Raw genomic sequence first — 19,041 nt, forward strand, 5'->3', positions numbered from 1 at the left:
GAGAATGGATAATAGATCTTAAAAAATATCAGCGGGATCAGCAGACTGCAATCGTCGTGTCGCAACCACACCGGACACGTTACACATCACCAGCGTTAACGTAAAGACGATTAAAACGCGTCCTAGATCCATTGCTAGCGGCAGAGCTGTGGCTGCGCTGGTCAACTTATAAAGCCCGAGAGAGACGCCGACGCCCGGCAAAAAGCCCAGCGCAGCAAGAATAACTGCCTCTTCAAAAATGACGCCCAGCAGATAGCGGTGCCGATAGCCCATTGCCTTGAAAGTGGCATACTCTGCCATGTGATCGTTCACATCAGTAGACAGAATCTGGTACACAATCACAACGCCCACAATGAAGCCCATCACAGCCCCTAGGCTAAACACAAAGCTAATGGCGGAATTCTTCTTGATGTAGTCGGTTTCAAAGGTGACAAAGCCTTCTTGGGTGAGAGCCTGAACATCTTCAGGTAGCTGAGCATTTAGGGTCGCAACAATCTGCTCTAGATCTGCGCCAGGTTCAACTTTCACCAAGCCCAGGTTGACGGTGCTGGCCTCTCGCCTGCCGAAGAGCCGGAGAAAATTTTGGTCGCTGGTCATCAGCACGCCATCTGTGGTGAAAGAAGCGCCGACTTCAAATAAACCGTCAATGGTGACGGTGCGCTTATCGATTTCAGTGGTGGCGGTTTGCCCCTGCTCCAGTTGAGCAATCAGATCGGTATAGTCGCCTCGGGTACCGCGATCAAACAGCAACGTATCTGGCAGCTTCATCCTGTCTCGATTTTGGCTGACCTCCGGCAGCATAAAGGCAGGACGATCGGGATTCATGCCCACCAGTAGCATGGAGGTTTTTTTCTGCGTTGTGGGATGCTTCCAGTCAGTGAACCCAATGTAAAGGGCATCGGCTGACTGGATCCCTGGAACATCCATTGACTGATACAGCCGCCGTCGAGGAAAGGTCGAGAGGTTGCTGAGGTTACGGGCCTGGGGACTAAGAAGAACAATATCGGCGTCGATCTGCCGGTGGAGCTTGACGTTGGATTCAAACAGCGCCCCCATAAAGCCGAGTTGCATAAAGATCAGAATGTCGGCGAAGGTGATCCCGGCAATTGCAACGGCCAATCGTGTTTTGTCATGCCGGAGCTGTAGCCACCCCAGCGGCGTTCGCTGCTTGAGTTTCGTGATAAAGCCGATCACAGATTAATCTCCGCCTGTACTTGCAAGTTTGTGAACTTCTCCGCTTTCTCACTGGAGGCTGGATCAAGTTGCACATGGACTTCAACCACCCGCGCATCAATATTGCTGCTGGGGTCTGCATTCACAACGTTTTGGCGCTGCACCTTGGCGTCAATCCAGTCCACGGTGCCCTGCAGCTCGCCTGCCAAAGAATCACTGGTGACCCTCACCTTTTGACCCGGCTGCACATGCTGGATATCGCTTTGATAGACTTCTGCGACCGCATACATGGTGCGGGTCTGGCCGATCTCAACAATGCCGTCTTCAGAGACCACTTCTCCAGGGCGCGTATGGATTTCTAAGACTGTGCCACTCTGGGAGGCGCGTACATAGGCTTGGTCAAGCTGCGCCTGTGCCTGCTTAACGGCGGCAATAGACTGATTCACACTGGCCTGGGCCACCTGGATATCGACGGGTCTGACTTCAGCAATGCGTTCTAGGTTGGCTCTAGCCTGATCAATTTCGGGCGATCGCGTTGTCTGTAGGCGACTGAGGACGGCTTTAGCTTCTCGAAGCTGCTGCTCGGCGGTCTGCTGGGTGAGTCGCCGACTGTCTCGCTCTGACGTTGAAATCGCCCCCTGAGCGTATAGATTCTGGTAGCGACTCGCTTCAGCGGTGGCATTCTGTAGCTCCGCCTCTAGACGGGAAACGGTGGCTCTTTGAGCATCTACGGTTCCCTGCTGTTGGGCAGCCAGTCGATTGATTTCGGCCCGCTGGGCGCTGAGTTCACCCTGTTTGGCACCGGCTTTGACGCGAGCTAGCTCGGCTTCAGCGACTCTAACGCGTTCTTGTGCCTCCAAAACACTGGCCTGGAGGCGATCGCGGCTGTCCAAAATCGCAATTACCTGACCGGCGGTAACCCGGTCTCCCTCTTTGACTAAAAGCTGCTCAACTCGACTGCTAGCGGTAGAGGAGGGGGCCGATAGCTTAACGATTTCTCCCTTGGGTTCTAGACGACCTAAGGCGGTCACGGTTTGACGCGCGAACTGTTTGACTTCAGCGATCGGAGCTTCTGGCTCAGAGCGCTGGACCTGCCGGATGGTGTAACTTGCGATCGCACCCACAGAGAACGCAGCAACGATCACCAACGGCAAACCATAGCGTCCGGTAGGCTTCGCAGCGGCAGAGCTAGTCTTAACAGAACCTGGAACCATTACTGAACTCCTGCAGGGAGATTTCTATACAGGAACTAAACTGATTAGTTTAGTGTCCTATACTTAGACTAAACTAATCAGTTTAGTCTTGTCAAATAGCGTTTGTTGTTCTGATCGTGTTTGAGGCGAGTGCCGACTACAATTTTGCTGAGCATCCAGGAGGCCGCAGCTGTCCTCTATGATCATGAGTGGAGACAAAGGCTCGCCCAAAGACGCTCCTGACAGTCGTGATTCATTTTTTCTTTGAAGGTAATGGTTGAAGCTAAAGCAAAGCGATCTCTCTCTCCCGAAAAGGCTGATGCCATCTTGGGCGGAGCCATGCAGGAATTTTTAATTCACGGCTATGCCGCAACAACGATGGATCGGGTGGCTGCAGCGGCTAGTGTCTCGAAAGCCACGGTTTACAGCCATTTTGGAGATAAAGAAAGTCTGTTCGCAGCCCTGGTCAAGAATATGGCTCAGCAGAAGATCTCAACTTTGTTGGGGTCGCATACGCTTCAGGGAGACCCGCGTGAGGTCCTACCGATCTTTTTCACCAAGGCGCTGGAGCACATGGTTGAAGATGGTCAGCACTTGGCCTTCATTCGGCTGATTATTGGGGAGTCAGGTCGATTTCCACAGTTGGCCCAGATTTTTGTCCGCAATATGTCAAAACCAGGACTAGAAATTCTCAGCCAGTATCTTGCGTCTCAGCCCTATCTCAAGTTTGCTGATCCAGAGGCGACGGCCCGCATCGTGGTGGGCACAATGGTTCATTACATCCAGTTACAGGAGATGCTGCACGGCAAGGAAATTATCCCAATGGAGAAAGAGCGGCTGCTGAAGACACTGACGCATATGATTCTCAGCAGCGCTATTTCCGCTGAAGGTGAGCCCTGAAGCGCATCGTTGTATACGGCATTGTTGTATGAAAAAGCCCGAGCAAGGCAATACTCAGCCGATGGACGGCAGCAATGCAGGCATCCTAAAAGCCTTAAATTACGGTCCCATCATGGATGACGGCGTTTTTAACCGTAACGACGATGCCGCTGCGGATATAGAATCCTTGCTCCTCACGGTCAGCTTCTTCAATTCGATCTTTGTTGAAAATTTGTACATCGTTGCCAATGTGGGCATTTTTATCCACAATTGCCTTCATGATCCGGCAGTTTTGGCCAATCCCCAACGGCACCGGGGCAATGGTGTCAAAGGGACTATGCTCCTGCTCTGAGCCGTAGTGGTCAGCCCCCATCACTAGGGCGTTATCAATCACGCTCCCAGAGCCAATTCGGCTGCGCAACCCCAGAACGGAATGGTTAATCTGGCAGTCTTTCAAAATACAGCCATCACCAATCATCGATTCTGTGATCTTGCTGTTCAAAATTTTGCTGGGAGGGAGGTAACGCGATCGCGTATAAATCGGTGCTTGCTCATCATAAAAACTAAAGGCGGGATGGGGTTGCTCCGTGAGCGCCAAGTTTGCATGGTAGAACGACTCAATCGTCCCAATATCTTCCCAGTAGCCATTGAACAGATAGGCTTGGACATTGTGATCAGTCGCTGCCATCGGGATAATCTCTTTCCCGAAATCGGTGGTGTCCGCTAGATTTTCTAACAGATCAAAGAGCACCTGTTTTTTAAAGACATAAATGCCCATTGAGGCGATAAATCGCTTTTTCTGAGCCTCTTCTGCAGACAGACCCAGAGTGGTCGTATCGACCGCCATCTGCTCCAGCTCGTCTCCTGTTGGCTTTTCTGCAAAATCAATGACCTGTCCCTGATCGTTGATTTTCATCAACCCAAAGCTAGAGGCTCGGGTTTGATCAATGGGAATCACCGACAGTGTAATATCAGCACCCGTCTCACGGTGGTGTTGAATAAACTGGCTGTAGTCCATGCGATAGAGATGATCACCCGAAAGAATGATCACATCTTCTACACCGTTCCACTGGCGAAATAGAGATAGATACTGACGCACCGCATCAGCCGTTCCCTGAAACCAGTCAGGATAGTCGGGCGTTTGCTGCGCAGCCAAGACTTCGGTAAAGCCATCAGAGAGGCCTGAGAAGCGGTAGGTGCGGCTGATATGGCGGTTCAGTGAAGCTGAGTTGAACTGCGTTAGCACATAGATCTTTGTGATCTCAGAGTTGATGCAGTTGCTGATCGGAATATCAATTAGACGATATTTGCCCGCCAGAGAGACAGCGGGCTTGGCTCTCGGTTGCGTCAGTGGATACAGTCTTGTTCCTGCACCGCCGCCCAGAATGATGCCGAGTACGTTTTTCATGAGTTAACCCTAATTAGTCAAAACACCAGGTTTCTAAGGTCTCTGTCTTTGTTCCTGTTCCTTGCCTTGCCGACGGGCGATCGGGCATTACGGGGCGGCTGGGCAAAGAACGATATCGGCTTCTGGCAGCGGGTACAGCGACAAGGGCCGTTTCAGCTTTCTTCGGCTCAGGTGGCTCAGCCTTAGGCGCAGCAGGCTTCGCTTCCTGATTCGCTATCTGCTTCTGGAGGCGCTGATTTTCCTTGGCTAGCTTGAGGGCATCTTTCTTGGTCTGATCGAGCTCTTTTTTGAGCTTGTCCATCTGCTGGAGTGCTTTAACAGCAGTTTGATGATCAGATAAAGCCACCTCTAGTTTTTTTACCTGCCCTCCCAGGTTGACCTCCTGCTGCTTGGCAATGCTGAGTTCTTGTTTCAGATCAGTTAACTGCCGCTCCAGTGCGGCTGTTGTCACGGTACTGTCTGTCGCTGCAGATGCCGTAGAGGCTTTGCCAGTGGACGTTTTGCGAGCTGTTGTCTTACGATTGGCTTGCGTGCCTGCGGTGGCTGAACCCCGCTTCTTGGCTGCAGTTGTTTTTGCCGTAGTTGATGATTTCGTGGTGGAGCCGGTCGTTTTCCGGCCTCGGCTTGCTGTAGGCTTAGCAGCTGTTTTTGCCTTTGTTGTGCGACGGCTACGCGTCGTCGTTCTACTCTTTTTCGCAGTTGTCGAGGCTTTTGCTGCGGTCGATTTTGTGTCTTGGCCAGCAGTCTTTTTGGCGGTCGATTTTGGGGTGTCCATAGCGCTGTCCTTTGCTGATGCTGAATCTGCGGCGGGTTTCTTTCCTTTCGCTGCAGTGCTGTCTCCTTCAAAGTCTGGAGATTTTTTCACTTCTTCTCTCAGCAGATCCGCCAAACCTTTTTTAGTCGCCATTAACTTTCCCAATCTCGTTTGATTTCATCAACAACGCGGTAATAATCCGCCTGTGCTTCTTTACTTTGCTTCCCTTTACACTGGGTGATGGGCTTGCCTTCTAGGGCCGCTCGCTCGTGGGCTTTATAGGCTCTAACAAAGGCATGGAAGGCTGGAATCCCCAATTCTCTAAGGGTGTTTTGTGCTTCAAGGGCTTCCCGGAGGCTGCGAGGGTCTACTCGCGTTAGTAAGACGCGATGGTCAACACCAACGGGTTTAACGCGGGTCCGCACCGTCTCGATCAGAGCCGTGAGGTCCATGGGTGCTGGTGGAGTGGGTAATACAAGATAATCGGCCAAAGGGACGACTTCTTTAAGTGTCTCAGAATCTAAGGCAGGGGGCGTATCTACAATGATGAAATCATGCTTGCGATCGCGACGCAATGCTTTCATCGACGTTGGATCGGTTTCAGTTTGAACGTCAAACTTTGGCGCATCGTCAGGGGAACGTTGCGTCCACCAAGCCGCCGAACCCTGCGGATCGCTATCGACTAGTAGAACCTTATGATCCTCAGCCAGAACGGCTGCCAGGTTGACAGCGGTTGTGGTTTTCCCAACGCCACCCTTACCATTGAGGATGACTAAAAGCTTTTTCGTGGAAGCAGTAGGCACTGCGATTTCCTCCAGCGCAATTTCTGCGCCCAGCACAATTCTCCTGGAAAGACTATAACCCTTTAGCGGGACGCCTTGATCTCTTCAGCGCATTAGATTTGAAATCTGTTGGACAAACCATAGGGCTGTGCTGCCATTACTTAGTATTCTGAGCTTTCCTCGCGCTTGCTTGGAAACAAGAATAGATAAATTTGTTGATGCGATCGCAACTCCATCGCAGTTGTGCTTCTATAATCTGTCGGACAACGCTTAGTTCACAGAAGTTATGCGGATTAGTGCAGCCCAAACTCTTGCAAGCTTTTGAGAAAAAATGCCTAAAAGTCTTTCAGAACAGAAGCTGTAGCTAATCTTACCCTGGTTTCTATCGGGAAGTTTTGCCGGATCTGCACTTATGTTGCTGTTTGAGGTGTTACCTTCTTGAAAAGACATGTTAAGTATGGGATCTAACGATTTCCTACTTTCAATCGTTAGACTATTCAGACTAAAATTTGAATGCTAAATATAGTCATGCGCCTATTTATGATCAATAAGAAACATGAAAGAAAAATTACTGACTCCGCTTGGGATAATTGCCCTATTTATTTCTTTGTCGGAAGCTGTAGCTGGCGTGGTTGCTATACAAACAGACGGTCATATTCAACTAATCCTTACTCTATTTGTTGTCTTTTTCCCCTTGCATGTTTCTATCTTGTTTTTTTACATACTTTGGCATAGGCCAATTGTGTTCTACCACCCTAAAGAATTTGAGGGAAATACAACAATAGAAGCTTTTTCTGAAGCAATGCAGAGGCGTTTCAGGAAGGTAGATAAATGGGTTGAAAATACTGAGAAAGCTATTAGGAATGTAGAAGATGATGAGCTGAGGGTTGAATCACTCGTGAATGAACTCGTGAAAAGTCATTCAGTTACCCTGGATACAACACCTATTTCAGGGAATGGAGGAGAAATCATAAACATACCTTATGATGAATTCGAATCAATTGGCTTATTTCTTCGATATGTGTGGCACAGAGTTGATAACCTACCGGTACATAGTTATGGTAGAGAATGGGTCTTGGCAAATGCTGAAAATAGAAAATTGTATAATCAAATTGGTTCTCGCTTTGCTCGCAAGCATCGTGGCACCAATTGGGATGAACGCACCCTGGAAGAAGTGGGTATTAAGCCAGGTATGACTCTTCAAGTACGACGACCAAATGTTGTATGACAAATCCATGCAGCGGGACGCTCGAAACACGTTTTTAAGCAGCGCTTTAAATTAGTAGTCGTGCCCCTGATGGGGTGGCCGTTGTATAGCACTGTGAGAGATCGCGTCTGGCAAAATCTAGATTTGCGAGCAAGCAAATGGTGCTCGCTAAACTTTCTTAGGAACGAGCGGTGACAATACAACTACTGGCGATGACAAGTGTGAATGTTGGTGCTGAAAGCGCGTTGAATAAGTATCTGAGTGTCGTTGGTCCTTTAATGCAGTCAGCTGGGGCCAAGATAATCGATCGATTCGAGCTTGCCAATAGCATTGTTGGCTCCAATGAATTCCAATACGTGACTCTGATCGAGTACCCGGATGAAGCATCAGTCAGTAAGGTTTTTGATAGCGAGGAATATGGATCTCTGGATGAGGTAAAGAGAATTGCATTTTCCAAGTATCAAGTTAGTGTGATCGTATCAATGTAGTTGCAGTTTTGACTCACTCAGCCTACTCAGGATCGTAAGTTGTCACTCAATCTATATGCCTTGCTGTACAACATCTTGTAAAGCGCCGGTTAACTGGACGTTAGTCCCCCGTTCTTGTCTTAAGGATATGGTTTCAGATTCAGCAAGTGCATACGAGAATCATGCCCAAAAATTCTTAAATATCCGGGATTGTTCGACGATAGGGATTGATGTTCTTGAACAATGGATACACTCACTTCCTGTCGGTAGCGATGTCCTTGAGATTGCTTGCGGCGGCGGCATTCCAGTGACCCTTACACTCGCCAACGCGGGATTAAAGCTTTGGGCAGTCGATTCTTCGCCTACGCTTATATCCAAGTTTAAGGTTCGGTTTCCAGATATTCCCGTTCAATGCACATGCGCCCTGGACAGTGACTATTTTGGGCGGAAGTTCAGTGCAGTCATATCTATTGGACTGCTCTTCCTCTTGAGCGCAGACGACCAGGTTGTCCTAATCAGCCGAGTGTCCGAACTTCTATCGCCTGGAGGTCGTTTCTTGTTCACAGCACCGATTGAAATTGGGACCTGGGCTGATATGCAAACCGGTCATGAGTGCCGCTCTCTCGGGCGGGAACAATACGAAAGTATCCTGCGAAAGGCCCAGTTTCGCATATTGGGCACCTACGAGGATGAAGGGCGAAATAATTACTATGATGTTGAGCGAGTCTCATGGGCCTAACCAGGGTCTGCAGGGACTTTATTGGTTACATTTAAAATCATTCTCGCGCCCCTGAGACCAACCTGCTAGCAGCTCATGTCTTCAATCCGCACAGCAACAAAACTGGATCGTGACAAGATTCGTGAGGTGCACTTACACGCCTTCTCTGAGGACGAAGCGCAGGTCGTTGCGACGCTCGCATCTAATCTGCTCAGCGATGAAACGAGTCCCGAAACCTTTGCCTTAGTTGCCGAGATAGATGGCACGGTGGTCGGTCACATCGCCTTTAGCCCCGTAACGTTTGATACCAGCCAGAAATTGAAAGGCTACATCTTGGCTCCACTTGCCGTGACGCCCAACTATCAGAAGCGTCGAATTGGGGCGCAACTCATTCAAATCGGCATAGAGCAGCTCTCAAAGAAGGGCGTTAATGTTCTTTTCGTGTATGGCGATCCGAAGTATTACGGTAAGTTCGGGTTCAAAGCCGAAACGGCTACCCATTATTTGCCACCTTACGAGTTGCAGTATCCTTTCGGGTGGCTAGCAATTGTCATGAATGAGGCGGGGGCTGCTGAACAGCCTCTCAAGGTATCATGCGTAGCATCGTTGAGCGATCCAGAATTATGGTAGCAACGCTGTTAACCAGCGCATGCACATGGACTGGGAGTCATAGACTACCAGCCGCAATACGTACATTGTTGCGGTCCAGTGATGCGCAGTTCGTTAGACCGCTACTCCTCTACTCAAGTCTTAGCAACTCTCATCTCTGCTGAGCATGAAGCAGTTCAAGGAGTCTAGTCGCTTCTTGCTGCTTAAAATGTCCGGCAGATTTGCAGGGAATTGAGAGCAAAATGCGATCAAAAAATCGTACTGAGTCGCAGGGGACTGACAGCATGACCTCCGGAGGATCTGCACAGGCCCTCAAGACAAAAGGACCACCCTGATAACACTGCTGCTGCGGATTGCTATTGAGATCGCCTGTAAAACAGTAATTCTGCAAAATATATTCAGCTGTCGCGAAGCTGATCAGGCTATCGCTGCTCATCGGCGTTTTTCGATACGATTTCGTTCTAGTTTCGGTACGTGAGCGGTTGCGACGACGGGGTGCAGATTGTGGTTGCTGTGCTGGCGGAGCCGCTGCTCTCCGGGAAGACTTGGAAGGCGACTGCCCCTGCCAAGATCGCAATGCTTCATAAGCCTGATTAAACTGTTTCAGCTTTCCCTCTGCTTTTTCGCGCAGCCGTGGATTATGACCAAACCGATCAGGATGCCAAACGGTCACTAAATCTTTGTATGCCTGCTTAATCTCACCCAGCGAGGCATTAGATTCTAGCTCTAAGATTTGTAGATGTGCCGTTACCTCTAGCATGGATCACGCTCACGGTTGCAGCTTAGATCATCATCCTAGGCACCGGGAAATCCAAAGATCAAGAGGCAGTGCGTAAAGTCCTGCGACACGATGGTAAGAAGTGATAAGTAACCTATCGTTTAGTCTATTTTTGCGGCAATTGCATCCCCTGCACATTGCTCAAGCGCGACTTGATAAACCGATCCATCCAGCCCTTTAAATAGGCGGTGTTGGCCTCCTTCTCAGCCGGATCTTGAGAGGTAATGGGGTGGGGAGCCAGCCCCAAAATAGCGGCGGTGGTGACGCAGTACATCGACTTCTGAAAGGACTGGCAGAGGTTTACTCTCAGACCTGTTTGATCGCGGCCCTGTCGCCTATAGAGGTCGGTAAAATAGTCTGGTATGTAATGACGCATATCCTGCATCAACAGCGTTGGTGGGATGCCGGAGCCGCCAATGGGGACAGGGTCAGCGTAGAGCGCACCGTAGCAAAAAGCGCTCTGGTCAATGGGAATCTGATCTTCTTGGGCGTTGTAGGTAACGGTGCCTTGAAAGGGGGTGCCTCTGAAGAAAATGGCCTCGACGTAGGGAACGCCGGTATCTATTAAGAAGGTGATGCCTGCTGATTCAGGAATAATCTCGTAGCGCTTGCCGTTGATGAGAGGGGCATAGGTGATGGGGAGGGCTGCATCTGCCACAAGGCCGTCGAGAATATGCTGCACCACATCGGGGATCGTTTTAATCTCACCTGCGTCGAAGCGATCGCTTAGTTCTAAGAAAATCTTGCTCATTACGGTCCAAAACTGACCGAGGGCGGTGGTGTAGCAGAGCTGCCGGACCTGCTCAGGCCAGAAGTCTTTGAAGATGCTTCCCATGCCTTTGAAAAGAGGGTTGCGCTTGAATCGGGTTGCGATCGCAACCTCAGCCATCTGCTTAAACTCATCTGAGTCGAGATAGGGTTCTAGCCCACCGCCCCCGTGCCACATCATGCCGCGCATACAGTACTCGGCATATTCATAATTGATGCGGTCGTGCCACCAGTGCTTAAAGAGCTTGGCAGGATTCACCTCACCGTTGAAGTACTTAAAGAACGGAAAGATAACTAAAAACTGGTGGTCACCAATGTACTTTAGATTGACCGCATAGGCATCTAAAACAATGCCATAGCTCTTGAGAATGCCCACCACCTCCGCAACGTTATCAGGACTATCGGGCAGTAGTGCGCCGCCTGCCTGCAGGCGCTCAATGTAGGTGTTGAGGGGATGAGGTCTGGCGGGGCGGGTCTTAGCAGTCATTGCAGAGGGTCCTTGGCATTCGGGATCAATGATACCTATATTTCCGGCTCGACCCCAAACGGATCATCACCTGCAATCAAAGACCAGTAGTGAAAGCAACCCTTTCATACAAGCTATCCTACAGATATGTAGACCTAGAGCATCCCATGACGGCCCTCACCCTCACTTTGGACCCTATCCTTGATCTGAGTGACGAACAGTTCTATCAGCTCTGTCAAGTCAATCAAGACATTCGGTTTGAGCGCACAGCTCAAGGAGCACTAATTATCATGCCACCCACCGGATGGGGTACAGGTAAACGAAACTTCAGCCTCTCAGGGCAGTTATGGAAGTGGGCAGAAAAAAACGGGCTAGGGATCGGCTTTGATTCCTCCACAGGGTTCAAGCTCCCTAATGGTGCAGATCGCTCTCCTGATGCGGCTTGGGTCAAGCAAGAGAGAGTCGAGGCTCTAGATGCAAACCCCAATCAATTTTTGCCCTTGGCCCCTGATTTTGTGGTGGAACTCCGTTCCGCCAATGACAGCCTCATCACACTCCAGAACAAGATGCAGGAATATCGCGAGAATGGCGTTCGTTTAGGTTGGCTGATCAATCCTCAAGACCAACAGGCCGAAATCTATCGACTCGGGCAAGACGTTGAGGTGCTGCAGTCTCCTACCGATTTATCAGGAGAAGATGTTTTGCCTGGATTCACGTTGGAATTGAGTTCTATCTTGGCTTGAGGGGGCGTTAATCTCGCAGTAGATCTACACGGCGTTTGTGGATGCCGAGCGTCATTGATTTGTCGTAGACGGCGGTAACTGGTCACGCATTGAAACAAATTGGATCACCGGAGGGGTTGAAGGCACGAGCGAAATCGTTGTTGTCTCTGTCCAGCCTAAGAGCCAACCGGGCTGCAGACCCAAAACGATAATCAAGGCAGCTAAGACAAATGCGGGCGCTTGCTCAAGGCTTGTGGGCTGCGGAATCCAGACATCTTTTTGGTCATCAACTTTAGCCTTTGCACCTGTGGCTAAGCGACCAAAAAAGGCGCGGTTGACCAGCAGCAAAAAGTACACCGCCGTCAGTCCTGTCCCCACGATGCAGAGATAGGTCTGAATCGGGAACGCCGCTAGACTACCGCGAAACACTAAAAATTCAGCAATGAAGCCCACCATGCCAGGTTGTCCTGCGCTTGCCATGACGCCTAAAATCATTAGGGTGCCGACGACGGGTAGACCGCGTTCTGGGTTTAGCAGACCCCGGAGAACTCGCAGATCGCGGGTGCCGGTCTTTTTATACACAATACCCACCAGCACAAACAGCAGGCCCGAAATTAATCCGTGGCTGACCATCTGTAGGACTGTTGCGACCAGGCTCAGAGGCGTTGCTGCAGCGGTGGCTAAGAGGATGTAGCCCATGTGGCTGACCGAACTGTAGGCGACCATTTTCTTCATGTCAGTTTGTGCGATCGCAAGTACTGCCCCATACAAAACACTCACCGCTGCCCAGGTCGCCAAATAAGGTGCAATCACCCGCCAAGCATCCGGGAACAGACCGACACCGAAGCGCAGTAAGCCGTAGGTACCGAGCTTTAGCAGTACGCCAGCCAGCAGCACCGAGACAGGTGTAGGAGCCTCAACGTGAGCATCGGGGAGCCACGTGTGGAAGGGAACGAAGGGAACTTTAATGCCAAACCCAACCAGAATTGCGCCTAGTAAAATAAACTGCTGCGTCATCGACAGCGTTTCAATCAGGGCCGGATCGTAATCAAAGCTAGTGGCCCCTGTGAGCCAAGTGATGCCAAGGAATCCGCCCAGAATTAAGATGCCGGAAACGGCGGTATAGATTAAAAACTTGGTGGCCGCATAGCTACGCCGCTTGCCACCCCAGATGGCGATCAGCAGATAGAGCGGAATGAGTTCTAGCTCGTAAAAGATGAAGAATAGGAGCAGATTTTGGGCCAAAAAGGCACCGGCTACAGCGCCATAAATCACCAAGATGAGGCTATAGAAAAGGCGGGGGCGATTGGTGTTGCGATCGCTACACAAAATAGCAATACCGGTCAAAATCGCGTTCAGCACAATCAGCGGGAACGCAAGGCCATCCATGCCCAGTTTGTAGTTCAGGCCCAGAGCATCCAGCCAGGGCAGATTTTCAGTGAACTGCGCTCCAACGAGCGTGGTGTCAAACTGAAGCCCAAGATAGGCAATCAATCCCAGCGTCGCTGCGATAATCGCCAAGGCTGAAAGGCGGGCACGGTTTTCAGTCTGAAATCCCGGTACCAACGCAATGACTGCTGCACCGAGTAGTGGAATCCAAATAAGAGCACTTAGCATACGTTCTGCGAGCAATTCCCCTTACCAAATAAACCAATAAATAATGCATCCAGAGATGAGGCCCACACCCATCAAAATTGTGAGGGCGTAGGTCTGGGACTGTCCAGTGGCGCTGTACTTAAGGCTCTCGCCGCTGAATAGAGAGGCAACTCCTACAAAGTTAACGAGGCCATCGACAATATATCGATCAACCCAAACGCCAATGCGAGAGAGCGTTGAGACCGCTGCAACCACCGTAATTTCGTACAGCTTTTCGGTGTAAAAATCGTAGGCCAAAAAGTCCTGAAGAAACCGGCGATATCGCTGAATCGGACGCGACCAAGATCGGCTCAGCGGCATCAGCGCCCCGATCAAGCAGCCCACAACTCCAGAAGCAACCAGCTCAATTCCGGCTAGCCGCAGATTTGCTATGGGGGGCAGCAGCGCCAAGCTGGTCATCAAGAAAGGCGTCAGTAGCGTCACCACCATCAAGATCACCATCGGCACAGCCATCGCCCAGGCTACCTCTGGGGTCCGTTTTGTCTTGGGCTGAATATCCCCTAAAAAGACGAGGCGAAAGACGCGAATCAGGTTGATGGCAGACAGAACATTTACAAACAGCACGACCACCACGTACCAAGGTTCATAGGCTTCAAAAATGGCGATGCCCTCTTCTAAAGCCCAGAAGCCGCCCAACGGGAATAAACCGATCAGACCCAGTGAGCCGATGATGTAAGACATTGTGGTGACCGGCATCCGTGACCATAGACCGCCTAAACCTCGCAGGTCCTGACTATTGGTATTGAGAATAATGGCCCCGACGCACATGAATAGCAGACCCTTTGCGATCGCATGGGTCAGCAATATCAACAGCGCCACATTGGTCCACTTCAGCCCCACCGCCATAAACACAAGACCCAGGTAAGCGCTACTGGAGTGGGACAGGGTGCGCTTGAGGTCGATTTGTGCGATCGCCATCATCGACGTACCGATAGCCGTCACCGCCCCGACAATGATCAGCGCATCTTGCGCGATGGGAGACAGCGCAACCAAAGGCTGCAGCTTAATTAAGATATAGGCACCACAGGACAGCACCACCGTATTTCGCATGATCGATGCTGGGTTTGCCCCCTCCATCGCCTCGTCAAGCCACAGATTGAGCGGGAACTGCGCGCACTTGCCGATTGGACCTGCAATTAAGCAGAAACCCAAAAACGTTGCCACGATGGGCGATAAATTTGCAGTCTCCTTCCATTCATACAGCTCAGGAAAGTTGAGAGTGCCGGAGAAAGTCGCCAGCGACACCATCCCCGACAGCAGCAAAATATCACCGACCCGCTTGGTTAAAAACGCATCTCGGGCCGCCGTAACCACCAGCGGCTGAGCATACCAGAAACCCACAATCAAAAATGTCGAGAGCGTCAGCATCTCTAATAGGGCATAGCTCAACAGCAGCGAATCGCTAATGGCTAAACCGCTTAACGCCCCCTCAAAGAACCCCATCAAAGTGAAAAATCGAGCGACGGACCAGTCTTTTTCCATGTAGCCCAGCGCGTAGAGCTGAGCCAGCAAACTCATGCCCGTCACCAACTCCATCACCCCCAGCGTCGTGGATGAAAGATGAATCCAAAACGTGAAGTCAATATCTGCAACCTGCAGCCAAGGAAATTTGAGCGTAACGTCAGCAAAATGCAGCGATGCCTGAAACGCCAAAGTTCCATGCGCGAACGCCAGCAGCGTCATCAATAGATTGACGTAGGCTGCGGGTCTTGGTCCCGTTCGCTTCACCAATCCCGACGCCCACGGAATCGAAAGGGCCGAACCAATAAAGCAATAAATCGGAATTAACCAGCTTGTTTGTAGGAGCAGTTGACTCATCAAAATGTCCAGAGAGATGGCAGTTTGTAACCCTTCACCCGCACCTATTCTCTCTAGGCAGTACAGTCAAAGGCGGTCTCCAATCCATGACGCGACTGGGAGACGACCAGCTTCCAATTTCATTCCTTATCAAGGCCCGACGCCCTGCCTGAAAACGGAGGCTAGCGTTAACCATTATTTCACGTAACTTTACGTTTCTCTAAGCTTTGCCTAAGAGGCGCGACCAATTTTCACAGATAACCCACCGCCCCGCAGGCACCCTGAGTATATTTGCTCACCGCCCGTCATCCCTAAACTACGGCGCTTCGGGGGGTTGAAGTGTCTAAATTTACTTTATTAGCTTTGCTGATGTATGAAATTTGAAAATATAATCCACTCTTATATTGCCAAAGGAACATCTCTAATCATATTCTTAAGTTGGTGTTAAGACTTGCAACTACGGCGCTGAGCGCCAACCCAGTATTGCCAAGAACTATCACAGCCCTGATGTCCAGCGAGATGTTGACATCGGGTTTAAACCTGTAAAGCATTTCTGTGGAGGAAATTATGCCAATTGCTGTTGGAATGGTGGAAACAAAAGGCTTCCCGGCTGTTGTTGAAGCCGCCGATGCGATGGTTAAAGCTGCCCGCGTCACCCTAGTCGGTTACGAGAAGATTGGCAGCGGTCGCGTGACGGTTATTGTTCGAGGCGATGTCTCTGAGGTTCAGGCGTCTGTTTCTGCTGGCATTGAGAACGTTAAGCGCGTTAACGGCGGCGAAGTGCTCTCAACACACATCATCGCGCGTCCCCACGAAAACCTGGAATACGTACTGCCGATGAGCTACACAGAATCGGTGGAGCAGTTTAGAACCTAGATGATGCTGGCGATTTGGTGATTTTTTGGATCCACAGCGTGCAGATCCCCACCCATCGCTACCTCATCGTTTTTAGAACTCAAACTTGCAAGGGAGAAAATTAAATGTCAATTGCTGTAGGTATGGTAGAAACCTTAGGTTTCCCAGCCGTTGTTGAAGCTGCTGATGCGATGGTCAAGGCCGCGCGAGTCACGCTGGTCGGCTACGAAAAAATCGGAAGCGGTCGCGTCACCGTAATTGTTCGAGGCGATGTCTCCGAAGTTCAGGCCTCTGTCGCTGCTGGAATCGAGAACGTGAAGCGCGTTAATGGCGGTCAGGTGTTGTCTACACACATCATTGCCCGTCCGCACGAGAACCTCGAGTACGTGCTGCCGATGCGCTACACCGAAGAAGTGGAGCAGTTCCGCGAGAGCGTTCAGGGTATCCGCCCTCTCCCTAGGGCGTAAGATTCGATGCAGCTTGCAAAAGTTTTGGGCACCGTTGTCAGTACTCAAAAAGATCCGAGCCTCACCGGCTGCAAGCTGTTGCTATTGCAGTTCATTGACGAATCTGGCGAGCTACTTCCGAGTTACGAAGTGGCGGCAGATTTTGTCGGAGCGGGAACGGATGAGTGGGTGTTGGTGAGTCGTGGCAGCGCGGCTCGCCAGAGTGAACGCAGTGATGGTCGTGCCCTAGATGCCCTAGTGGTGGCGATTGTTGACACGGTCACGGTGAATAATAGCTCGCTGTACAAGAAGTATCAGTAGGCTTCCCCCATCGGTTCTGTCCAGTTAGGAGATATCTATCATGGTGGTTCGACATCCTGCGGCCCCGTCGCAGCGTTCAGCCAACCCCAATATTGATCCGACGGCCTCTATTCATGCCTCTTCTCCCCTGGTGGGAGATATTCGCGTTTCAGCCAATGTTGTGATTGGTCCGGGCGCGTCGATTCAGGCAGGCAAGGGTCAGTCTTTTCACATTGGCCCCTCAACGAACGTTCAAAACGGCGTTGTGATTCAGGGCTTAGAACAGGGACAAGTGCAGGGTAAGGATCAGCAGTCGTATTCGGTGTGGATTGGTCAAAACACATCGATTACCCACATGGCTCTGGTGCATGGGCCGGTCTCTATTGGCGATAGCTGCTTTATTGGATTTCGCTCAACTATTTTCAATGCTCGGGTGGGGGATGGCTGCATCGTGATGATGCACGCCTTAATTCAGGATGTTGAGATTCCGCCGGGCAAGTTTGTGCCGTCAGGGGCCGTGATTACGACCCAAGAGCAGGCCGACCGCCTCTCTGATGTCCAGTCTGCTGATGTTGAGTTTGCCAGCCGCATTGCCGGCGTTAATCAAGCCGGTTCTCATCCTGAAGAAAAAGCAATTCGTAATGAAAGTCGTCAACCGTCCTACCAAGGGGGCAATCAATTGAGCCATTCCTCAAGTTCCGATATTTTGTCTCAGGTTCAGCAACTGCTGCGCCAGGGCTATCAAGTTAGTACTGAGTTTGCCAACGCGCGCCGATTTAAGGCCAATGCCTGGAATACAGGGGGTGCGATCGCATCCAATCAAGCATCATCTGTAATGTCAGAACTTGAATCTGTCCTAGCGGAGCATCAAGGCGAGTATGTTCGCCTCGTAGGCATTGATCCTCAAGCCAAGCGTCGCGTTCTCGAAACCGTTATTCAACGTCCCGGCGAAGAAGTGAACGTGAGTTCGGGGTCACAATCATATTCAGCTGCCCCCGTTCGTCCTGCGGCCCAGCCCGCCTTTAACAAGCTGAAGTCGACAGATGTTGCCGGTCAGGTCCGCCAGCTTCTCAATCAGGGATATACGATTGGGACCGAGCATGCCAGCCCGCGTCGGTTCAAGGCTAATGCCTGGCATACCTGCTCTCCCATTAAGTCCCAGCGGGAAGCCGATGTTTTGATTGGCCTGGATGAGTGCGTTGCTGAGCATCCCGGTGAGTATATTCGTTTAATTGGGATTGATGCTCAAGCCAAGCGACGGGTTGCAGAAATTATTATCTATCGCCCCGTTAAGGGAGCTTCTCCCCAGGCAGCGAAGAATAACGCTGCGCCCATCTCTCGATCTGCTTCCGGGTCTTCTTCTGCGCCTGCAGCAAATGATCCCTATCCTTCAGTGGACCCTGATATCGCCACTCGCGTGCGTCAGCTTCTGGGCCAGGGCTATCGAATTGGGACCGAACATGCCAGCCCACGGCGGTTCCGTGCCAATGCCTGGAATAGCTGCGCTCCCATTGAATCTCAACGTCCTGCAGAGGTAATGGCGGCACTGGAAGCCTGCGCTGCTGAGCATCCCGGTGAATATATTCGCCTGATTGGCATTGATACTCAGGCAAAGCGACGCGTTGAAGAGCAGATTATTCAGCGTCCGGGTGAGCAATCTTCTTCTCATTCTGCAGGTAATGCTGGGCGGAATGGGTATTCTTCATCTTCAGCAAAGCCTGGGCCACCAACCTACAGCCAGTCCTCTAGCATGGGTTCGTCTTCTCCGAGAGCCACGACCGCTATCCAGTCAGACGTGGCCTCTAAGGTGCGTCAGCTATTAGCGCAGGGACACAAGATCGGGACCGAACATGCCGATAAGCGACGGTTCCGCGCCAATGCTTGGCATAGCTGTGCGCCCATTGAAGCGAAGCAAGAATCTGCTGTGATGTCAGCGTTAGAGAGCTGCTTGAATGAGCATTCGGGTGAGTATGTTCGTATCGTGGGCATTGATACGAAGGCGAAGCGGCGGGTGCTGGAATCGGTGATTCAAAGACCCTAGCGTTCTGTTATCTGAGCGCTGA

The 19,041-nt window shown here is 51.0% G+C and carries 19 protein-coding genes; 10 read left to right on the forward strand and 9 right to left on the reverse strand.

Going from position 1 to position 19,041, the window contains the following annotated elements; genetic code table 11:
* Positions 1–18: 18 nt before the first annotated feature.
* Positions 19–1,194, reverse strand: coding sequence for an ABC transporter permease DevC (gene devC, locus C1752_RS10390; protein WP_110985994.1), 1,176 nt, complete (start codon positions 1,192–1,194; stop codon positions 19–21).
* Positions 1,191–2,387 (reverse strand): ABC exporter membrane fusion protein, encoded by a 1,197-nt coding sequence (locus tag C1752_RS10395; RefSeq protein WP_110985995.1) that lies wholly within the window; start codon positions 2,385–2,387, stop codon positions 1,191–1,193. Before C1752_RS10395 ends, devC begins: the two co-directional genes overlap by 4 nt.
* A 252-nt stretch (positions 2,388–2,639) precedes the next feature.
* Between C1752_RS10395 and C1752_RS10400 the strand changes: the two genes are divergently transcribed.
* Positions 2,640–3,266, forward strand: coding sequence for a TetR/AcrR family transcriptional regulator (locus C1752_RS10400; RefSeq protein WP_110985996.1), 627 nt, complete (start codon positions 2,640–2,642; stop codon positions 3,264–3,266).
* A gap of 94 nt (positions 3,267–3,360) precedes the next feature.
* On the opposite strand, the gene C1752_RS10405 is transcribed toward C1752_RS10400, so the two are convergent.
* The 3 genes from C1752_RS10405 to C1752_RS10420 are packed head-to-tail and all read right to left on the reverse strand — an operon-like array spanning position 3,361 to position 6,210.
* Positions 3,361–4,653, reverse strand: a complete 1,293-nt coding sequence (locus tag C1752_RS10405; RefSeq protein WP_110985997.1) for a glucose-1-phosphate adenylyltransferase — start codon at positions 4,651–4,653, stop codon at positions 3,361–3,363.
* A gap of 13 nt (positions 4,654–4,666) precedes the next feature.
* Positions 4,667–5,560, reverse strand: a complete 894-nt coding sequence (locus C1752_RS28060; protein WP_146242320.1) for a hypothetical protein — start codon at positions 5,558–5,560, stop codon at positions 4,667–4,669.
* A complete protein-coding gene (locus tag C1752_RS10420) occupies positions 5,560–6,210 on the reverse strand; it encodes an AAA family ATPase (RefSeq protein ID WP_199464348.1) in 651 nt (216 codons plus the stop codon). The genes C1752_RS28060 and C1752_RS10420 overlap by 1 nt, the downstream gene beginning before the upstream one ends.
* Before the next feature lie 535 nt (positions 6,211–6,745).
* Between C1752_RS10420 and C1752_RS10425 the strand changes: the two genes are divergently transcribed.
* The 4 genes from C1752_RS10425 to C1752_RS10440 all read left to right on the forward strand — a co-directional run bounded on the left by C1752_RS10425 (position 6,746) and on the right by C1752_RS10440 (position 9,211).
* Positions 6,746–7,417 carry a hypothetical protein gene (locus C1752_RS10425; protein WP_110986000.1) on the forward strand — a complete coding sequence of 224 codons (672 nt, stop codon included), beginning with the start codon at positions 6,746–6,748 and terminating at the stop codon, positions 7,415–7,417.
* A gap of 170 nt (positions 7,418–7,587) precedes the next feature.
* Positions 7,588–7,884, forward strand: coding sequence for a DUF1330 domain-containing protein (locus tag C1752_RS10430; RefSeq protein ID WP_110986001.1), 297 nt, complete (start codon positions 7,588–7,590; stop codon positions 7,882–7,884).
* A gap of 127 nt (positions 7,885–8,011) precedes the next feature.
* Positions 8,012–8,602 carry a class I SAM-dependent methyltransferase gene (locus C1752_RS10435; RefSeq protein WP_158535061.1) on the forward strand — a complete coding sequence of 197 codons (591 nt, stop codon included), beginning with the start codon at positions 8,012–8,014 and terminating at the stop codon, positions 8,600–8,602.
* Between the two features lie 75 nt (positions 8,603–8,677).
* The gene (locus C1752_RS10440) at positions 8,678–9,211 is read left to right on the forward strand and encodes a GNAT family N-acetyltransferase (RefSeq protein ID WP_110986003.1); all 534 of its coding nucleotides are present in this window, start codon (positions 8,678–8,680) and stop codon (positions 9,209–9,211) included.
* A gap of 130 nt (positions 9,212–9,341) precedes the next feature.
* Here the strand turns inward: C1752_RS10440 and C1752_RS10445 are convergent, their stop codons facing one another.
* Together C1752_RS10445 and cupB are read right to left on the reverse strand one after the other, a co-directional pair.
* The gene (locus tag C1752_RS10445) at positions 9,342–9,950 is read right to left on the reverse strand and encodes a J domain-containing protein (protein WP_110986004.1); all 609 of its coding nucleotides are present in this window, start codon (positions 9,948–9,950) and stop codon (positions 9,342–9,344) included.
* A 124-nt stretch (positions 9,951–10,074) separates the two neighbouring features.
* Positions 10,075–11,223, reverse strand: coding sequence for a CO2 hydration protein CupB (gene cupB, locus C1752_RS10450; RefSeq protein WP_110986005.1), 1,149 nt, complete (start codon positions 11,221–11,223; stop codon positions 10,075–10,077).
* Between the two features lie 146 nt (positions 11,224–11,369).
* Here cupB and C1752_RS10455 point away from each other — a divergent pair, with 146 nt between their 5' ends.
* Complete coding sequence (locus C1752_RS10455; protein WP_110986006.1) at positions 11,370–11,945, forward strand: Uma2 family endonuclease; 576 nt, start codon at positions 11,370–11,372, stop codon at positions 11,943–11,945.
* A 51-nt stretch (positions 11,946–11,996) separates the two neighbouring features.
* Here C1752_RS10455 and C1752_RS10460 read toward each other — a convergent pair whose 3' ends face one another.
* Both C1752_RS10460 and C1752_RS10465 read right to left on the reverse strand, forming a co-directional pair.
* Positions 11,997–13,541, reverse strand: a complete 1,545-nt coding sequence (locus C1752_RS10460) for an NADH-quinone oxidoreductase subunit M (protein WP_110986007.1) — start codon at positions 13,539–13,541, stop codon at positions 11,997–11,999.
* A gap of 21 nt (positions 13,542–13,562) precedes the next feature.
* Complete coding sequence (locus C1752_RS10465; RefSeq protein WP_110986008.1) at positions 13,563–15,398, reverse strand: NAD(P)H-quinone oxidoreductase subunit F; 1,836 nt, start codon at positions 15,396–15,398, stop codon at positions 13,563–13,565.
* A 546-nt stretch (positions 15,399–15,944) separates the two neighbouring features.
* Between C1752_RS10465 and C1752_RS10470 the strand changes: the two genes are divergently transcribed.
* The 4 genes from C1752_RS10470 to C1752_RS10485 all read left to right on the forward strand — a co-directional run bounded on the left by C1752_RS10470 (position 15,945) and on the right by C1752_RS10485 (position 19,019).
* Complete coding sequence (locus C1752_RS10470; protein ID WP_110986009.1) at positions 15,945–16,253, forward strand: carbon dioxide-concentrating mechanism protein CcmK; 309 nt, start codon at positions 15,945–15,947, stop codon at positions 16,251–16,253.
* Positions 16,254–16,357: 104 nt separating this feature from the next.
* Positions 16,358–16,699 carry a carbon dioxide-concentrating mechanism protein CcmK gene (locus C1752_RS10475; protein WP_110986010.1) on the forward strand — a complete coding sequence of 114 codons (342 nt, stop codon included), beginning with the start codon at positions 16,358–16,360 and terminating at the stop codon, positions 16,697–16,699.
* A 6-nt stretch (positions 16,700–16,705) separates the two neighbouring features.
* Positions 16,706–16,999, forward strand: coding sequence for a beta-carboxysome shell vertex protein CcmL (gene ccmL / locus C1752_RS10480; RefSeq protein ID WP_110986011.1), 294 nt, complete (start codon positions 16,706–16,708; stop codon positions 16,997–16,999).
* A 40-nt stretch (positions 17,000–17,039) separates the two neighbouring features.
* Positions 17,040–19,019, forward strand: a complete 1,980-nt coding sequence (locus C1752_RS10485) for a RuBisCO small subunit-like domain-containing protein (RefSeq protein WP_110986012.1) — start codon at positions 17,040–17,042, stop codon at positions 19,017–19,019.
* Positions 19,020–19,041: the final 22 nt, after the last annotated feature.

This window comes from Acaryochloris thomasi RCC1774 (assembly GCF_003231495.1).
Classification (GTDB): domain Bacteria; phylum Cyanobacteriota; class Cyanobacteriia; order Thermosynechococcales; family Thermosynechococcaceae; genus RCC1774.